Below are 15,368 nucleotides of genomic sequence, written 5' to 3'. Positions count from 1 at the left end.
CCACCGTACTTCTTCTTCCAACGGTAATAGGTCTGTTCAGTCACGCCAATCTGCCGGATCGCATCCAGACGCGGCATTCCTTGCGCGGTCAGTATTTCAACCTGCCGCAACTTCGTGACAATCTCTTCTGGCTTTGGTCGCTTGTTGGCCATGCGTTTCCTCCGTTTTACTAAACATAGCGGAGGACCACTTCAGTGGGGGAAGACCATCCCAGACGCGCCCATTGTGCTTCGGAGAGATAGGTGGCCTTGAAGCTTGTCTTGCGGCGCCTCAGCCCCTTGCAGGGATTGCTGCCGGGCGGCTGCAGGCCAAGCAGTTCCGCGTGCCGCATCATGCCGGACAAAACGGAGAGTGCGCGGTTGCCGCTGGCGGCACTGCCGGGCAGACCGTCTTTCCAGGAAACCAAATCTGCCCGTGTCACTTGATTGAGCCGCTTGCTGCCCAGATAAGGGATGATGAGGTGCTCGACGTCTTGTGCGTGGGCGCGTTGGGTGGCCGACTTCCAGCTCGGGGCGAGATCCTTGAGATAGCGGCGGCTGAAGGCGGCCACCGTCGGGGCGGCGTCCGGAGCTGCCCCTTTTGTTACGCCGTCGAGCAGCCTGCGGGCCAGCTCGCGGGCCTGGGGCAGGGGGATCGCATCGGATCGCCCTAGTGTCTGCTTCCGGGTTCTGCCATCGGCACGCCACTGCACGATCCAGGAGTTAGTGGTGCCGCGCTGCCGGAGGCCCAGCTTGGGAACCTCAGTGTCCCATTGAACGGTCTCTGACCGTTGGGAAGCGGGACGGGCATTGGCGGTGTTCAGAGCGGATTTACGCATGGCTGTCTTCCTTCTCTGCTTCAGGAAAAATTCCACGCAGTTTCCCGGGAAGCGGCCAGGAAAAGCGGGGAAGCAGCATAGTTCAGGAAGGAAAACCGCTGACGCGGCCCGTTCCGCAGGCGGGAAAGCCAGCCGGTTGAATGGCTTACCGGGTGCCTAGGAACGCCGGTTTCGGCCCGGGGGCCTCAGATTTGTACCACACCTCAAGCGGCTTAATGAGTTTTGCTGAAGCAACCCTGTTAGGCAGCCGAACACGGGCAGAACAGCGCGGCTAAGGCATCAGCTTGCTACCTTTGCGGATTCCACCTCATCGTATCTTCGTAATTGGTTTCAACGCCCAGCCTTGGCCCGGCGCAACATCAGGAGCAGGCGATTGAAACTGCTGGTAATGCCCTCCGGGTCCTCACGTCCGAAGAACGCATCCAGTTCTGGCCACAATTTTACTGCCTGATCCAGCACTGCGTCATTGCCTTCGGCGTACAGCCCAGCCCTGATCATCACCTCTGACTGCTCATAAGCGCCCAGGTATTTTCGCACATCTTTGATCGCCTCGTTTTCATCAGCAGAGGCAGCCGCAGGCAGACTGCGTGACACCGAACGTGAAACGTCGATCGCGGGAAACCGGCCGCGTTCGGCGATTTCGCGGTTCAGGACAATGTGCCCATCCAGAACACCGCGTAGAATATCCGCAATCGGTTCATCCATATCGGATCCGGCGACAAGAACACTGAAAACGGCTGTAATATCGCCCTGCCCTTCGCCCCCAGGCCCGGCCCGTTCGCAGAGCCCGGTAATCAGCGGTGTCACTGAAGGCGGGTATCCGCGCAGCGCAGGTGCCTCGCCGGAGGCCGCGGAGATTTCCCGGTGCGCCTCAGCAAAACGGGTGACGGAATCAGCCAGGAAAAGCACGTTTTTGCCTTGATCTCGGAAGTGTTCCGCCACCGTCATGGCCGCCCAAGCGCACCGGCGGCGCACCAGTGCGGACTGGTCGGACGTCGCAGCCACCACAACGGCCCGGCGCATGCCCTCAGGCCCCAGCACCTGTTCGACAAAGTGATTCACCTCTCGCCCGCGCTCGCCAATCAGTGCCATTACCACCACATCGGCTTCCATGCTTTGCGCCAGTTTTGCCAGAAGCGAAGACTTCCCGACCCCGGAGCCGGCAAAAAGACCAACCCTCTGCCCGCGCACAATCGGGAGAATCGTGTTCAGGACTGCCTGCCCGGTGGCCAGCCGCTCACCCATGGACCGGCGGCCTGCAGCCTTGGGGGGCGGTGCCATCAGATCGCGCGGTGTGCTGCCCGGCAGCATTGGGCGGCCATCCAGCGGCTCGCCAAACGGATCAATAACGCGGCCGATCCAATGGTCGCTGGGGGAAAACTCCGGTGACGGGTGCAGCAAAACCGGATCCCCGATCGCAGCACCATCCGGAGACCGGTCAGGCAACATACTGATATTGCTACCATTAATCTTCAGGACTTCGCCATGCAACGCGTCCTGCGGCCCACGGCGCAGCACCAGCCGATCACCGATTCGCGCCGCCTCGGCCAGCCCGCTGATTTCGATTTCCCCGCCCGAGATCCCTGTCACCCGGCCGACCTGGGTTACCAGCCGTTTTCCGGCAATTTGACGGGTCAGTGCTTGCAGCTCTGCTTTCATCGCAGCGGCCTCCCTTGGTGTCCTGAAAACAATTTCTAAAGGAATCGGGGTTAAGCCTTGATTGAAATCGATCAAGGGAGAAGCCCTGGTGTTCACAGAATTGAACGTATTCAAAATCGCCTATTCCATGGCGACCCATGCCGGCAAACGCCAGGCTCTGGTTTCCCAGAATATCGCCAATGCCGATACACCGGGTTACCACGCCAAGGATATCAAACCCTTCAAAGAAGTCTTCGCTGCCGGTGCCCGCCCGGCCAGCATGATCGCGTCCCGCGGCAGCCATCTGAATGGCACCGCTGGCAGCGGCATGGACTGGGCTGTCACCTCAACTGATGCCGGCAGCGATCCCAATGACAATTCCGTTTCTGTCGAAACCGAACTCCTGAAAGGGGTGGAGGTCGCCCGCCAGCACAAGCGCGCCATGGCGATCTACAAATCCTCCATGAACATCCTGCGCGCCAGCCTGGGCAAGAACTGAGGAGGATAAGCGATGAGTGAGTTTTCCAGAGCCCTTTCCGTCACTGCCAGCGGCCTCAAGGCCCAGGCTTCGCGGCTGCGGCACGTGTCCGAGAACATTTCCAACGCCGACACCCCGGGCTACCGCCGCAAAACCGTACCATTTGAAGCCGTGCGCGAGCTGCAAACGGACGTGGAGCATGTGCGCACCGGCAAGGTCACCCTGGACCGGCGGGACCTGGAGGAGGTCTATGACCCCTCCCATCCGCTGGCGGATGAAAGCGGGCATTATGAGGGCTCGAATGTCGATCTGATGATCGAGATCGCCGATGCCCGCGAAGCACAGCGCAGCTACGAGGCCAACCTGAAAATGTTCGAGCAGACCCGCTCGATGTCGGCCTCCTTGATGGACCTTTTGAGACGATAACTGAAATTTTTGGAGATCCAGAATGGATATTCGCAGTCTTTCCGCCGCCAGCGGCTATGCCGCCGCCCGGCCCGCCACCAAAGTCGACCCCAATCATGACGCCGCTGGCGCGGGGGCAGGCGCACGTCTGAAAGAAAGCTTCGAGAGCTTCGCAGCAACCCTTCAGAGCAGCGAGCAGGTTTCCGTGCAAGCAATGACCTCTCAGTCTGACCCGCATGCACTGGTACAGGCACTCGCCCAAACCGAGCTGGCGGTCGAGACCGCCGTCACCGTGCGCAACAAGGTTGTAGAGGCCTACCAGGAAATCCTGAGGATGCCGGTCTGAGCCATGATGAGCGAGAGCCTCTTCTATGACACCCTGCGCCAGGCCATGTGGGCGGCTGTCACCATGTCGACTCCGATTCTGGTTGTCGCCCTGGTTGTCGGCCTGTCCATCGGCCTGTTCCAGGCGCTGACCTCGGTGCAGGAGATGACCCTGACATTCGTGCCCAAGCTGACAGCAATCATAGTCGTGTTCTGGATGACCATGGGCTTCATGACACAAACACTGGTGGCCTTTTTTAATGGCCACGTCATTCCGATGATTGCGGGAGGCTCGTAATGGAAACTGCAGGCTACGCTACACTTTCCCGCCAGTCGGGGCTGATGCGCGAAATGCGTGTCATTGCAAACAACATCGCCAACTCAGCGACAACAGGTTACCGGCAGGAAGGGCTGATCTTCTCAGAATTCGTGCAGTCCTCTCAGGGGCAGCAATCACTGTCGATGTCGCGTGCGAACATTTTCAACACTTCCATGGAGCAGGGTCAGCTCACAGAAACCGGCGGAAACTTTGATTTCGCAGTTGAGGGTGACGGCTTCTTCATGGTCGAAACACCCCAGGGTGAGCGGTTGACCCGCTCCGGTGCATTCTCTCCCAATGCCGCAGGCGATCTTGTGACCATGGATGGTTTCCGGGTCCTGGATGCTGGCCGCGCGCCAGTCTTTGTCCCGCCGGACGCAGGCAAGATTGAAGTGGGTGCTGATGGCTCCATCAGCGCAAACGGACGGTTGCTGGGGCAGCTGGGGCTTTTCAAGCCTGTGGAGAGCCACACGCTGGTGCGTGAGGACGGGGTAATGTTCCGCGTCGATGGGGAAATTGAAGAAACATTGGACGCAAAAGTCCTGCAAGGCTTCCTCGAAGGCTCCAACGTGAACGCGATATCCGAGGTGACCCGGATGATCGAAGTGCAGCGCGCCTATGAAATGGGCCAGAGCTTCCTCCAATCGGAAGACGAGCGCATCCGCAACGCCATCAAGAACTTGATCAAGACCTAGGAGAATCCAGATGCGTGCCCTGAAGATCGCCGCGACCGGCATGAGCGCCCAGCAGCTGCGGGTGGAGACCATCTCCAACAACCTCGCCAACATGAACACCACCGCCTACAACGCACGGCGCGCCGAATTTGCCGACCTGCATTATCAGCAGATTTCGCGGGCTGGTACCGTGAATGCTTCCGACGGCACGGTGCTGCCAACCGGCGTCCAGGTGGGGCTCGGTGTGCGTGCGGCTGCCGTCTCGGTGCATCTGGCACAGGGCGCGCTGCAACAGACCAACAACGACCTGGATGTCGCCATCGACGGCAAAGGATACCTGGAGGTGACCCTGCCGTCCGGCCAAAGCGCCTATACACGCGATGGCGCGCTGAAACGCACGGCAGAAGGGCTGATTGTGACTTCGGACGGGTTTGCGGTTTCGCCTGAAATCACCATCCCCGACGACGCCACCAGCATCTCGATTAATGCCGAGGGCGAAGTCTACGGGTATTTCAACGAAACCACCGAAGGCCAGCTTTTGGGCCAGCTGTCCCTGGCCAGTTTCACCAATCCCAAAGGGCTTGAGGCAATCGGCAGCAACCTGTTCACCGAGACAGAGGCTTCCGGAAATGCGGCGGTTTCCACGGCAGGCGAGGACGGACTGGGCACTTTCCGCCAGGGTTACCTGGAAGCCAGCTCGGTTGATGCGGTGCGTGAAGTCACCGAGCTGATCGAAGCCCAGCGCGGCTACGAAATGAATGCCAAGGTCATCTCGGCTGTCGACCAGATGATGGGTGCAACCACACAGGTGCGCTGATGAAACTTGCCCTTGCCTGCCTGACTGCCGCTGCGCTTTGTACCCCGCCTGCTTGGGCGGAGTACTTGGTTCCGCTGCGCACAATCCGGGCAAAAGCTATCGTGAACGCAGAGGATCTGGCTCTGAAAAAGGGCGAAATTCTTGGCGCGCTATCAGATCCTTCAGACGTGATCGGCATGGAAGCACGCGTGGCGCTTTATGCAGGCAGGCCTATGCGGCCGGGCGATATCGGCCCGCCTGCCATTGTCGAACGTAATGACCTTGTGACTTTGATATTCCGCCAGGGCGGTCTGACCATCGCAGCCGAGGGCCGTGCCTTAGGCCGCGGCGCTGCAGGCGAAGCGCTCCGGGTCATGAACCTTTCTTCCCGCACAACCGTCACCGGGCGGATCACCAACGACGGCTCCGTAGAGGTAAACTGATGTCTAAGAAATTCTCCCCCGTAAAACCGCTTCTCTTTGGACTGGCCCTTCTTGGGGCCTGCGGCCGGATGGATCATCTGGGCAAGGCGCCGTCCTTCACCCCGGCCAATGAATCGCCTGAGCATGTTGCTATGCTTTACCAAGGCCTGCCGACGCAAACCCAGACACGGCGCACCGTCGATGGCTCCTCGCTTTGGAGCGGCTCTCAGCAGTCGCTGCTCGGCGACCGCCGTGCCATCAAGCGCGGCGACATCCTGACGGTGGTGATCGAAATCGACGAAGAGGCGGAAATTTCCAACGACACCCAGAGGTCGCGCTCGGGTTCCGAGACCCTGAACATGCCGCAGCTTCTGGGTCTGCCGCAACGGCTTGACCGGAAACTGCCGGAAGGCGCCTCCTCGGCTGACGCAGTAGAACTTGGCAGCTCCAGCGCCTCCGGCGGCAAGGGATCTGTCAAGCGCAGTGAGAAGCTGGAGTTGCGGGTCGCAGCAACAGTTGTCGACGTGCTGCCCAACGGGGTGCTGGCAATCAGCGGCACCCAGGAACTGCGCGTGAATTTCGAACTGCGCGAGCTTCTGGTTACGGGTTATGTCCGGCCTCAGGATATCAGCCGCCAAAACGAAATTACGTATGACAAGATCGCTTCTGCCCGTGTGTCCTATGGCGGCCGCGGTCAAATCACCGATGTGCAGCAGCCACGCTACGGCCAGCAGCTGCTTGATGTTGTCCTGCCGTTCTGAGGATTGCCATGCTTTCGAAACTCCTGCCAGTCATTCTGCTGATCCTGGGAACCGGGGGCGGCATCGGCGCCGGCATCATGCTGGCGCCAGCACCTGAGGAAAACCACGCCGCGTCCGGAACGGACCCAAGCCATGTCCCCGCAGCGGTTGCCGAGGATCCCTCTGAAGAAAGCGAAGAGGACCTGCGCGAATACATCAAGATCAACAACCAGTTCGTGGTGCCGGTTGTTGATCGCGACCAGCTGACTTCACTGGTGGTCATTTCCCTAAGCCTGGAAACTGCAAAGGGAACCAGCGAGAAGGTGCGTGCCTATGAGCCCAAGCTGCGCGATGTCTTCCTGCAAGTATTGTTCGATCATGCGAATATGGGCGGCTTCCGTGGCGCCTTCACCCGTTCGGACGTGCTGGAGCCGCTGCGCACCGCCCTGCGCGAAGCCGCACAGAAGTATGTCGGTAAGGGAATTTATGATGTGCTGATCATGGAGATATCCCGTCAGGACGTCTGACCAGGCAGGAACGTGTTAAGCACGAAGGCCGGTCCATAGGGACCGGCCTTTTCCGTCTGCCCGAAACTGCACGCTTCAACCTTCCAGAAGTTTGTCCATAAGCGCCTTGTTCTGCGCGGTCTTTTGGCGTTTACGCTCTGCGGCGGCCATAGTTTCAACAGCATGCTTCCGCCCGAATGCCTTGCGCAACTGATCCATCATCCGCAGTTTTTGCGCGGTAGCCTTAGCAAGATCCATGTTCAGCTGGCGCCGTGTGCGTGTATGCCAACCCTGCCAAAGAAGATCCGCACCCATAGCTTTCATAGCGTGGTCGCCATCTGCTTGTTCCCGGGTGGCCTGCACTTGTTCATTGAGCTTGGCCAGCTGGCCGCGCAGTTCTGCTTCACGCGCAAGTGCCGGCTGGATTTTGGCATGCTCCTGCATGTACTGCGCAGCAGTCACTGCCGCCATTTGGTCGAGCATCTTTTGCTTCATGTGATTTTTCCTTTGGCGCGCTTACGCATTTCCTCGGCAAAACGGATTGCCGCAGCCACTGGCGCATAGTGTTCTTCCAGGATTTCGTCGCCAATTTCGATTGTGGCATGCAACGCACGGGCGGTTGGCGGGTCGCTGTGGATCGGGACGGCATTTTCATTGGCCACGCGCCGGATTGCTGCGGCAACTTCATCAACCCCTTTGGCTATACAAACCGGCGCGGCACCCTTCTCTCTGCTCCATTTCAGGGCAACTGCGTAATGGGTTGGGTTGACGATCACCACATCCGCATTCGGCACCTCGGCCATCATCTGGCCCAACGCGATCTCCTGGCCACGCTGACGCCGCTTGCCTTTCATATGGGGATCCCCTTCGGCATCCTTCATTTCGTCCTGGATTTCCTTGCGCGACATCATGTTTTTACGGCGGTGTTCAGCATGCTGGAAGACAGCATCCACAACTCCGATCGCCAAAGAAATCACCAGTGCAAGGAACAGAAACTCCAACGCCAGTTGCGACAGCATCAGCACGACCGATTGCGGCCCGGTGCCAGACGACGAAATCATGTCAGGCAGCCGATGGCTTAAATAGACACCCAAGCATATCGAATAGAGCATCAGCTTCAGAAAGCTTTTCAGGAATTCGAACAGGCCCGACCTGCCGAATTTGTTCTTGGCATTGGAAATAATTGAGACACGCGACAGTTTCGGCTCCAGCTTACTGGGGGCAAAAACCAAGGCGCGCTGACCGACGATCGACAGAAGAACAAGAGCAAATGGCACTAGGAACCACGGCAGAATTGGCCGCAGCACGCTGCTGGCAAAGCCCCCCACTGGTGCCGCCGCGGACCCGCCATCAAAGAACAGCGGCGCCAGTCTGTCGGGCTGGTCCAGAAAAGCCATCAGAGCGGTACCGGTCCCTTCAACACTACTGCTTCCGGCCGCATAAAATGCTACGATTAGCCCAAGGTAAGCCGCGGCCACAGACAGGTCGGTGGATTTGGCAACTTCGCCCTTCTCCCGGGCCTTCCGGAGCTTCTGCTCCGTCGGCTCGAATGACTTGTCAGAATCGTCGTCCTGGCCGCTCATGGCATTCCTGCTCCTGGATTTGCCAGAAAAGTCATCAAGGCCCGGGACCAGACATCCAGAATCATCGGACTGCCGACCATCAGGATGAACAATCCAAAGAAGGTGATGACCGGTGCGCCGACCATGGCGACCATCAGCTGCGGCATTGCCCGGTTAATCACCCCAAGCGCCAAGTTGTAGATGACCGCGGTGATGACGAACGGAGCTGCCAGCGTGAAGGCCATCGAAAAGCTCTCCGACACCCGAAACACGCCCCATTCCGTCAGTCCAGCTGCGGCAGGAAACTGGCCGGCGGGAAACATCCGGTAGGATCCGATCAGCAACTCTGCCACCCGGACATGCAGTCCCAGCATCACTGCCAGGGTCACGCCGGAGATCATTAGAACAGCCCCAAGCGCCGGCATCGGTTCAGCTCCGATTCCTCCCAAAACCTGCGACAAGGAGGTACTTTGCGCCGCCATAGTCCCAGCGGTTTGCAGGGCCAGAACAAAAATCCGAGCGCCGATGCCAAGAGCCAGGCCGATGATCGCTTCGGTTACCGCAAACCGGGTATATCCCATGACCCCATCCGGTTCGGGAAAGGGCGGCAATGCCGGGGCAACCACAAATGTAAAGGCAACCGCGATCGCCAGTTTCACGCGGGTGGGAACATAAAGTTCCCCCATCGCAGGCAATACCGAAACCATAGCAGAAACCCGCAGGAAGACTATGGCAGCATGCCAGAATCCTGCCCCCAGCAGCAGTACCAGCTCTGGTGGCAGAAAGTTCATGTTCATGCCTGGACCATCCCAACCAAAGCCGGCCGCGCCTCGAGACCGATTTCCTCGAACGACAGAACTGGGTTGGTGATTCCACGCGATTTCAGAATCGTCTTCAGGTACCTGCGGCGGCGTGTAGAAGTCACAACCGCAGCAAAAATCCCCTGATCGGTGATTGAGCCCAGCTTGTCGCTCAGCCCATCGGCAAGCAGGTTGAACAAGTCAGGCGGCAAGGCGATATCCAGCCCCGCACCCTGCGCGTCCACTTGGTAAGTCGAAAACTTGTCTTCCCACTCCGGCGCCAGCTGGATCAATGGAATGGTGCCGTCCTCGCGCTTCATTTCTGCAACCAGCTGGAACCCCAGACGCTGGCGCACATGCTCGCAGATCAGTTCCGGCTGTGTGGTGTGCATCCGCGCCTCGGCAATCGATTCAAGGATCAACGGCATATTGCGGATCGAAACCCGCTCCTCAAGCAGCAGCCGCAGCACCGCATGCAGTGTATCCATCGGCACCTTTTCCGGCACCAGAGCATCCAGAAGTTTGCGGTTCGCCTCTGCCCGGAAGCCATCGGACAACTGCGTCATCTCGTCGAGCAGGCGGCGCAGTGACTTGAGCGTCAACAGGCGGGAGAAGTTCTGCTTGATAATCTCCAGCAGATGAGTGGCCAGGATTTCCGGCGGGGTGACAACTGTGGCGCCGGCCAGCGCCGCCTGTTCCTGCGACTTAGAAGAGATCCAACGGGCCGGCGCGCCGTAAACCGGCTCAGTCACGTCAGTTCCGGGCGGCAGTGCTTCGTGGTTGTCTGGCATCAGTGCCAGAACCATGTCTGGATGCAGCGTGCCGCGCACCTGTTCAACACCCTGAACTTTGATCACATATGTGCCCCTTTCCAGTTCATGCTGATCCGTAAGCCGGATTTCTGGAAGGATAAGGCCAAAAGTTGTGGCGATATGGGACCGCATATTGGCGATCCGTGCGTCCAGCCCAGTGCCTGCATCCAAAACCATGCTCACAAGATCAGGCGAGAACTCCAGGTGAAGGTCGTCCAGGTCCAGAATATCACCAAGCGGCCGCGATGCCGCAGGATCAGAGGCTTCTTCGATCTTCTCCTCGATCTCAGCCTCGGCATCATTCATCTTTTTCTTGGCCATTCGGAACGCGATGAAACCCAATACGCCACCGCCTGTCACGAAAGGCAGAAACGGCAAACCGGGAACCAGTGCAAACAGAACCATCAAAACCGCAACAGTGGTCAGCGCGGCTGGGTGGCGGCCGAACTGATCGAAAAGTGCGATGTCGGTGGCGCCGGTTGTGCCGCCGCGAGCCAACAGAAGGGCAGCGGCGATGGAGATGATCACTGACGGGATCTGCGACACCAAACCGTCGCCCACGGTCAGAATGGCGTAAGTCTCAAACGCGCTGCCGACCGGCATGCCATGGACCAGAACGCCCATGATCAACCCCATCACAAGGTTCAGAAGAGTGATCAGCAGACCGGCAACTGCATCACCCTTGACGAACTTCGAGGCACCGTCCAGCGAGCCGAAGAACGTGGTTTCCTGCTGATCGCGCTCTCGGCGCTCCTTGGCAGTCTGGTGGTCGATTGCCCCCGCCGACATGTCAGCATCAATCGCCAATTGCTTACCCGGCATCCCGTCCAGAGCAAAGCGGGCGCCCACTTCGGCCATCCGCGCCGCACCCTTGGTGATCACCATGAAGTTAACGATCAGCAATACGCCAAACACCACAAGACCGAGGAAAACACTTCCGCCCATGACAAACTGTGCGAAGCCTTCGATAACGTTGCCTGCCGCATCAGTCCCCGAGTGCCCCTGGCCAATGATCAGCTTGGTTGAAGACACATTCAACGACAATCGAAGCATCAGAGAAGCCAGCAGGATCGTCGGAAACGAAGAAAAATCCAAAGGCCGCTCGATGAACAGTGTGATGGTGAAAATCAAAATTGCCAGTGCAAAGGATGCCGCCAGACCCACGTCCAGCACCCAGGCCGGCATAGGGAGGATCATCATCACAATGATCGCCATCAGCGCCAGCGCCAGGAGGACCGTTGGGCTGAAAAGTTGTTCTGTAGTCAATTTAGGCAATGGTCACGCCCCGCAATTTTGTCCTACTGGATCGGGTGAAGGCGTGGTTTCGCGTTCTGGCCGGCCGGACGGACGGCGTATCGTCAAAACCTCCCAGAAACGCTCTCAGCACAAGCACAGGAAAAATGCTGTTGGCTGACTGCGGCAATAGGCGAGCGGCAAATACAGCCCAGGCAGCCAACCAGGAGTTCTGCAGAATTGCTGTGTAGAGAGTTTGCACATGCGTGCACGCTAAGCCGGTGGCTGCGCCTGCTGCGCGCGGAATCGGCCCATGCGGGCAACTAATATTTTTGTTGTCTGGCATTCTGCCCGTTCCAAGTCAGGATTCACCCGCTTGTGACGTTACCGGCCACCAGTTGACAAAGTGTTAGCAGAATTGTCAGCGGCCGCCCCTGGGTGAGACGGCCGCCGAAATCCATCAAATCTGCTCAGATCACTGATTGTCAGTTGGTTTCTCCAGACCTGTACCGACTTGGTCCAGCAGGTCCGCAATGCCCCCGCGCGTGCCTTCGCTGCTTTCTACCAGTGCCCTAGCGTGAGCCAGCGGCGTCAAACCGACAGGATCCTGTGCAGTCTCTCCGATCTGTGTTGTGACAGATGCAACGGCCCCAAACGGCACAGCAGATTCTTCTTCGATGGTTTCAATGGCGCTCAGGTTTTCTGAATGCCAGAAACCGCGGGCAGCCGCGTCGGCTTCCTCTTCGGCCAGCAGGTACTCACCGGCTCGGCCGTATTCACCGTTCCGCCACAAGGCTTGAGCCCGCATATGATTGGCGGCCGACCCTTCCAAACCCATCAGTTCAACAAGCGCCCGATGCGGTTTTTCCAGCACCAACGCGGCCTCCGCCATCAGCAGGCGGCGGGTTTCATTTTCCGGCTCCAGAGCAAGCTTCGTAAGAAGCTCCTGTGCCTGTTGCGCAAAGCCAAGATCAAGAAGCCGGCGTGACACCTGAGCAGCCACTGGCGCAGCCTCAGCTGGTGTTGCCTGCTTAGCAAAAACCAGAGAGTACTGCAGGAATGTCACATCATCTGCACGTTCAGCCAGCAACAGCATCAACGGCTCTAGCGCCGCTGCACGCGCATTTGGCCCATCCCTCTCGGACACCCCTTGCAGTTCCTGGAAAGCTTCGTGGAACTGCCCCATCAATGCCAGGGAGGATACCAGAGAGCGGCGCAGTTCCGCACCAAGCTCCGTTTCGCGATGTTCGAGCTCATAAGAAGCGATCAGGTCCGGTACATCGGGTGAAAGAGCTTTGCGCTCCTTCACGCTCAGCGCCACCAAGTCAATGAGAGCTTCCGGGGCGTTGCCTGTCCTCTCGGCCACTTCGCTGGTCAGTTCCTCAGCCATCTTCTCGCTGTCGCCTTCCAGCTCTGCAATCGCCGCTTCAGCCAGATTGATCTCCGGAACCTCTTCAACACCTGTCCGGTCAACCGCCCGCAGCACTGCTTCAGCGATGTGGTGGTTCCCAGCTTCGGCAAACATCTTGCTGAGCCGCGGCCCCAGATGCACACGAAGATGGATCGGCAGTTTGGAGAACGCTTGCTGAATGGCGTCGGTATTGGCGCTTTTCTTGACCGCGCCGTCAGCCAAGGCCCCCCACAAGGCACTGTCGCCTTCACAACCCTGCTGGCCGGAAAACACATGATTGACTGGCAACGCGATGCCATCCATCAGCTTCGCCATGGTGTTCAGTACAGACACTTCAGGACTTTCCTGCTGTTCAGGGGGCAGGATGGTCATGATCAGACGGGCCTCGGCCCCGAAGCTGAAAAACAGATAGAGCCTGGCGAGTGCATGAACGCTTGCCGGGTTTACATCATCAAATTCCTGGACCAGAGCACTGCGCAGCGGCGAGAGTTGGTCCGTAAAGGTGCTTTCATTACCCCAAGTCTGGATAGCAACATCCTGATTCTTGAGGCAGTGTGACGCCTCGTTACTGGCATCAGACAGAGCTGCGATCAGCCCGGTTTCTCGGTCAATTGCCGAAGTTACGGAAATGTGGTCAAGCGGATTGAGCGGCCGGTCAGCACCGCTGAGCGGGTCTAGCCCGGAAGACGTGACCGCAACCGAAAGCTCATCTACCGCTACTGTCAGCAGACCTTGATTGGCCGCCCGGCCAATCTGTTGCAACAAGCGTTGTTCGGATTTGCCCACAACAGCGGCGCGTTCCGACTCCTCCATGTCCAGCAGCAAGGCGGTTTCGGGGAGACCGGCAGGAACCGTTTCAGCCTCAACTACGGCATCTGATTCTGCATCTGCTTCTTCTACGGGTGCTTGACCGCCGTACAAAGGCAGTTCCACATCCATTTGCCCGGCACCGGGCGCCAGTGCAGTGGTAGAGGCCGACCCCGAAACTTCCGGAGCAGATCCATTTTGCGGCGGAGCCAATTGTACTCCGTCCTGTTTCCTGGCTACCGCCGCCGCCAGTTCCAGCGCCAGACGTGCATCCGCAGCAGCCGATTGGGTAAACCCGAACCGGTAGCCGGACTGCGGTGCCGGAGTGGTGAGCGGCAAAACACCTGCGGCAGAACGGAACTGCGGCGTTCGCGCCGGTTTGCCGCCGTCGCGGATATCTACCACCAGATAACCGTCTTTTTGAACGTATGACGTAACAGAGCAATCGCAACCCAACTGCAACCGCAGTGGTTTGCCTGGACCATTTTGCGCTAAAGATTGCAATCTTGTGCGGGGAATTAGATTGAACACTCGAGAGGTGTCAAAAACAGCCTCTGGAGCATCAATATTCACCGTGGCCGTCATGCCGCTTTGCGTCAGCGACCAGTCCGCGCCGTTCGGCAGCCGCATCACCAGGCGCGTGAACCCCTTGTGCTCGCCTGAGCGGGTTACGATTGTTTGCGCTTGGGCAGTGCCTGCCGTCAGAAGAACGGCTGCAATGGCAAATGCTCGCCAGATCATGCTGCGTCCTGTTTCACCGATTTGAGAGCTTCTTCAAGTTCCGAGAAGCCGGGCCGGAAATGCGAGGGCGTATTCTGACGGCCGACCTCAATGCAGATCGCCGCTGCGTGGTTGTGAAGATTGGCAACCAGAACCTCTCGGATCAGCTGATAAAAGTGTGAGTCTTCCTCGACCACGGCCTTCACTTTACCTGCGAAAGGGGCAACAAGGCCGTAAGACAGGAAAACCCCAAGGAACGTGCCAACCAGAGCACCGCCGATCAGCTTACCCAGCACCTCGGGCGGCTGGTCAATTGACCCCATGGTCTTGATCACACCCAAAACCGCCGCAACAATTCCAAGCGCCGGCAGGCCGTCAGCCATAGTTTGCAAGGCGTGGCTTGAGTGCAGCGCATGATGCAGATTTGCTTCCATCCGCTTTTCCAGCACCTCTTCGACCTGATGCGGATCGTCGTAATTCATCGAGGCCGAACGCATTGTGTCGCAGATCAGGTTCACGGCCTCCTTGTCGGCCAGGATCTTGGGGTACTTGTTGAAGACTGAGGAATTCTCCGGGTCCTCGATATGCTGTTCCACTTCAACCGGATTTGCCCGGGCGATGCGGATCAGAGCAAACAGCAGGCACAGCAGGTCGCGGTAGTCATCCGGCTTCCATTTGGGGCCTTTGAACACCTTGCCGATGTCCTTGAGAGTGTGTTTGACGCCCCCCATGTCATTGGCAATCAGGAACGCCCCGACCGCGGCACCGCCAATCATCATCATCTCAAACGGCAGCGACTTCAGAATGATCGCCATCTTGCCGCCGGCCAGAAGGTATCCGCCGAACACCATGGCAAAGATCACCACAATGCCTACAATCCCGATCATAGGTCCACTCCGAATTT

At 58.6% G+C, this 15,368-nt stretch carries 18 protein-coding genes; 9 read left to right on the top strand and 9 right to left on the bottom strand.

Annotation, left to right across the window (positions count from 1 at the left end; translation table 11 throughout):
• The 3 genes from RA24_RS14830 to RA24_RS14820 all read right to left on the bottom strand — a co-directional run.
• On the bottom strand, positions 1-152 hold a 152-nt coding region (locus RA24_RS14830), incomplete at its 3' end, for a helix-turn-helix domain-containing protein (RefSeq protein WP_039192454.1).
• Positions 153-169: 17 nt separating this feature from the next.
• Positions 170-853: an integrase arm-type DNA-binding domain-containing protein gene (locus RA24_RS14825; protein WP_152612850.1), complete on the bottom strand. Its 684-nt coding sequence runs from the start codon at positions 851-853 to the stop codon at positions 170-172.
• Positions 854-1,147: 294 nt separating this feature from the next.
• On the bottom strand, positions 1,148-2,476 hold the full coding sequence (locus tag RA24_RS14820; RefSeq protein ID WP_039172148.1) for a FliI/YscN family ATPase: 1,329 nt from the start codon (positions 2,474-2,476) through the stop codon (positions 1,148-1,150).
• Between the two features lie 88 nt (positions 2,477-2,564).
• On the opposite strand from RA24_RS14820, the gene RA24_RS14815 reads away from it, so the two are divergent.
• The 9 genes from RA24_RS14815 to RA24_RS14775 are packed head-to-tail and all read left to right on the top strand — an operon-like array spanning position 2,565 to position 7,140.
• On the top strand, positions 2,565-2,954 hold the full coding sequence (locus RA24_RS14815) for a FlgB family protein (RefSeq protein WP_019295214.1): 390 nt from the start codon (positions 2,565-2,567) through the stop codon (positions 2,952-2,954).
• Positions 2,955-2,966: 12 nt separating this feature from the next.
• Complete coding sequence (gene flgC / locus RA24_RS14810) at positions 2,967-3,359, top strand: flagellar basal body rod protein FlgC (protein ID WP_019295215.1); 393 nt, start codon at positions 2,967-2,969, stop codon at positions 3,357-3,359.
• Positions 3,360-3,381: 22 nt separating this feature from the next.
• Entirely contained in the window at positions 3,382-3,684 is a 303-nt protein-coding gene (fliE, locus tag RA24_RS14805) for a flagellar hook-basal body complex protein FliE (RefSeq protein WP_039192448.1), read from the top strand.
• 3 nt (positions 3,685-3,687) lie between these two features.
• Positions 3,688-3,960: a flagellar biosynthetic protein FliQ gene (locus RA24_RS14800; RefSeq protein ID WP_019295217.1), complete on the top strand. Its 273-nt coding sequence runs from the start codon at positions 3,688-3,690 to the stop codon at positions 3,958-3,960.
• Positions 3,960-4,676 carry a flagellar hook-basal body complex protein gene (locus RA24_RS14795; RefSeq protein WP_019295218.1) on the top strand — a complete coding sequence of 239 codons (717 nt, stop codon included), beginning with the start codon at positions 3,960-3,962 and terminating at the stop codon, positions 4,674-4,676. The genes RA24_RS14800 and RA24_RS14795 overlap by 1 nt, the downstream gene beginning before the upstream one ends.
• Before the next feature lie 10 nt (positions 4,677-4,686).
• Positions 4,687-5,472 carry a flagellar basal-body rod protein FlgG gene (flgG, locus tag RA24_RS14790; protein ID WP_019295219.1) on the top strand — a complete coding sequence of 262 codons (786 nt, stop codon included), beginning with the start codon at positions 4,687-4,689 and terminating at the stop codon, positions 5,470-5,472.
• Positions 5,472-5,894, top strand: a complete 423-nt coding sequence (gene flgA / locus RA24_RS14785) for a flagellar basal body P-ring formation chaperone FlgA (protein ID WP_019295220.1) — start codon at positions 5,472-5,474, stop codon at positions 5,892-5,894. The genes flgG and flgA overlap by 1 nt, the downstream gene beginning before the upstream one ends.
• On the top strand, positions 5,894-6,634 hold the full coding sequence (gene flgH / locus RA24_RS14780; RefSeq protein ID WP_019295221.1) for a flagellar basal body L-ring protein FlgH: 741 nt from the start codon (positions 5,894-5,896) through the stop codon (positions 6,632-6,634). Before flgA ends, flgH begins: the two co-directional genes overlap by 1 nt.
• A gap of 8 nt (positions 6,635-6,642) precedes the next feature.
• Positions 6,643-7,140, top strand: a complete 498-nt coding sequence (locus RA24_RS14775; RefSeq protein ID WP_039192445.1) for a flagellar basal body-associated FliL family protein — start codon at positions 6,643-6,645, stop codon at positions 7,138-7,140.
• Positions 7,141-7,215: 75 nt separating this feature from the next.
• On the opposite strand, the gene RA24_RS14770 is transcribed toward RA24_RS14775, so the two are convergent.
• From RA24_RS14770 to motA, 6 genes are all read right to left on the bottom strand, one after another.
• The gene (locus RA24_RS14770; RefSeq protein WP_039192442.1) at positions 7,216-7,614 is read right to left on the bottom strand and encodes a hypothetical protein; all 399 of its coding nucleotides are present in this window, start codon (positions 7,612-7,614) and stop codon (positions 7,216-7,218) included.
• The gene (flhB, locus tag RA24_RS14765) at positions 7,611-8,702 is read right to left on the bottom strand and encodes a flagellar type III secretion system protein FlhB (RefSeq protein WP_019295224.1); all 1,092 of its coding nucleotides are present in this window, start codon (positions 8,700-8,702) and stop codon (positions 7,611-7,613) included. The genes RA24_RS14770 and flhB overlap by 4 nt, the downstream gene beginning before the upstream one ends.
• Positions 8,699-9,478, bottom strand: a complete 780-nt coding sequence (locus RA24_RS14760; protein ID WP_039172139.1) for a flagellar biosynthetic protein FliR — start codon at positions 9,476-9,478, stop codon at positions 8,699-8,701. The genes flhB and RA24_RS14760 overlap by 4 nt, the downstream gene beginning before the upstream one ends.
• Entirely contained in the window at positions 9,475-11,508 is a 2,034-nt protein-coding gene (gene flhA / locus RA24_RS14755; protein ID WP_446720193.1) for a flagellar biosynthesis protein FlhA, read from the bottom strand. The genes RA24_RS14760 and flhA overlap by 4 nt, the downstream gene beginning before the upstream one ends.
• A 493-nt stretch (positions 11,509-12,001) precedes the next feature.
• The gene (locus RA24_RS14750) at positions 12,002-14,485 is read right to left on the bottom strand and encodes a hypothetical protein (protein WP_193747136.1); all 2,484 of its coding nucleotides are present in this window, start codon (positions 14,483-14,485) and stop codon (positions 12,002-12,004) included.
• Positions 14,482-15,351: a flagellar motor stator protein MotA gene (motA, locus tag RA24_RS14745; RefSeq protein WP_019295228.1), complete on the bottom strand. Its 870-nt coding sequence runs from the start codon at positions 15,349-15,351 to the stop codon at positions 14,482-14,484. The genes RA24_RS14750 and motA overlap by 4 nt, the downstream gene beginning before the upstream one ends.
• Between the last annotated feature and the right edge of the window lie 17 nt (positions 15,352-15,368).

The organism is Leisingera sp. ANG-M6 (assembly GCF_000813905.1).
GTDB lineage: Bacteria > Pseudomonadota > Alphaproteobacteria > Rhodobacterales > Rhodobacteraceae > Leisingera.
The sequence above is the reverse complement of the archived record's forward strand: the minus strand, read 5'-3'. Positions and strand labels throughout refer to the sequence as shown.

What these genes read in the sequence shown, in the direction of transcription:
- RA24_RS14820 (WP_039172148.1), bottom strand. Translation starts at nt 2,476, where the DNA reads ATGAAAGCAGAGCTGCAAGCACTGACCCGTCAAATTGCCGGAAAACGG.
- flgC (WP_019295215.1), top strand. Translation starts at nt 2,967, where the DNA reads ATGAGTGAGTTTTCCAGAGCCCTTTCCGTCACTGCCAGCGGCCTCAAG.
- fliE (WP_039192448.1), top strand. Translation starts at nt 3,382, where the DNA reads ATGGATATTCGCAGTCTTTCCGCCGCCAGCGGCTATGCCGCCGCCCGG.
- RA24_RS14800 (WP_019295217.1), top strand. Translation starts at nt 3,688, where the DNA reads ATGATGAGCGAGAGCCTCTTCTATGACACCCTGCGCCAGGCCATGTGG.
- RA24_RS14795 (WP_019295218.1), top strand. Translation starts at nt 3,960, where the DNA reads ATGGAAACTGCAGGCTACGCTACACTTTCCCGCCAGTCGGGGCTGATG.
- flgG (WP_019295219.1), top strand. Translation starts at nt 4,687, where the DNA reads ATGCGTGCCCTGAAGATCGCCGCGACCGGCATGAGCGCCCAGCAGCTG.
- flgA (WP_019295220.1), top strand. Translation starts at nt 5,472, where the DNA reads ATGAAACTTGCCCTTGCCTGCCTGACTGCCGCTGCGCTTTGTACCCCG.
- flgH (WP_019295221.1), top strand. Translation starts at nt 5,894, where the DNA reads ATGTCTAAGAAATTCTCCCCCGTAAAACCGCTTCTCTTTGGACTGGCC.
- RA24_RS14775 (WP_039192445.1), top strand. Translation starts at nt 6,643, where the DNA reads ATGCTTTCGAAACTCCTGCCAGTCATTCTGCTGATCCTGGGAACCGGG.
- RA24_RS14770 (WP_039192442.1), bottom strand. Translation starts at nt 7,614, where the DNA reads ATGAAGCAAAAGATGCTCGACCAAATGGCGGCAGTGACTGCTGCGCAG.
- flhB (WP_019295224.1), bottom strand. Translation starts at nt 8,702, where the DNA reads ATGAGCGGCCAGGACGACGATTCTGACAAGTCATTCGAGCCGACGGAG.
- RA24_RS14760 (WP_039172139.1), bottom strand. Translation starts at nt 9,478, where the DNA reads ATGAACATGAACTTTCTGCCACCAGAGCTGGTACTGCTGCTGGGGGCA.
- flhA (WP_446720193.1), bottom strand. Translation starts at nt 11,508, where the DNA reads ATGGCGATCATTGTGATGATGATCCTCCCTATGCCGGCCTGGGTGCTG.
- RA24_RS14750 (WP_193747136.1), bottom strand. Translation starts at nt 14,485, where the DNA reads ATGATCTGGCGAGCATTTGCCATTGCAGCCGTTCTTCTGACGGCAGGC.
- motA (WP_019295228.1), bottom strand. Translation starts at nt 15,351, where the DNA reads ATGATCGGGATTGTAGGCATTGTGGTGATCTTTGCCATGGTGTTCGGC.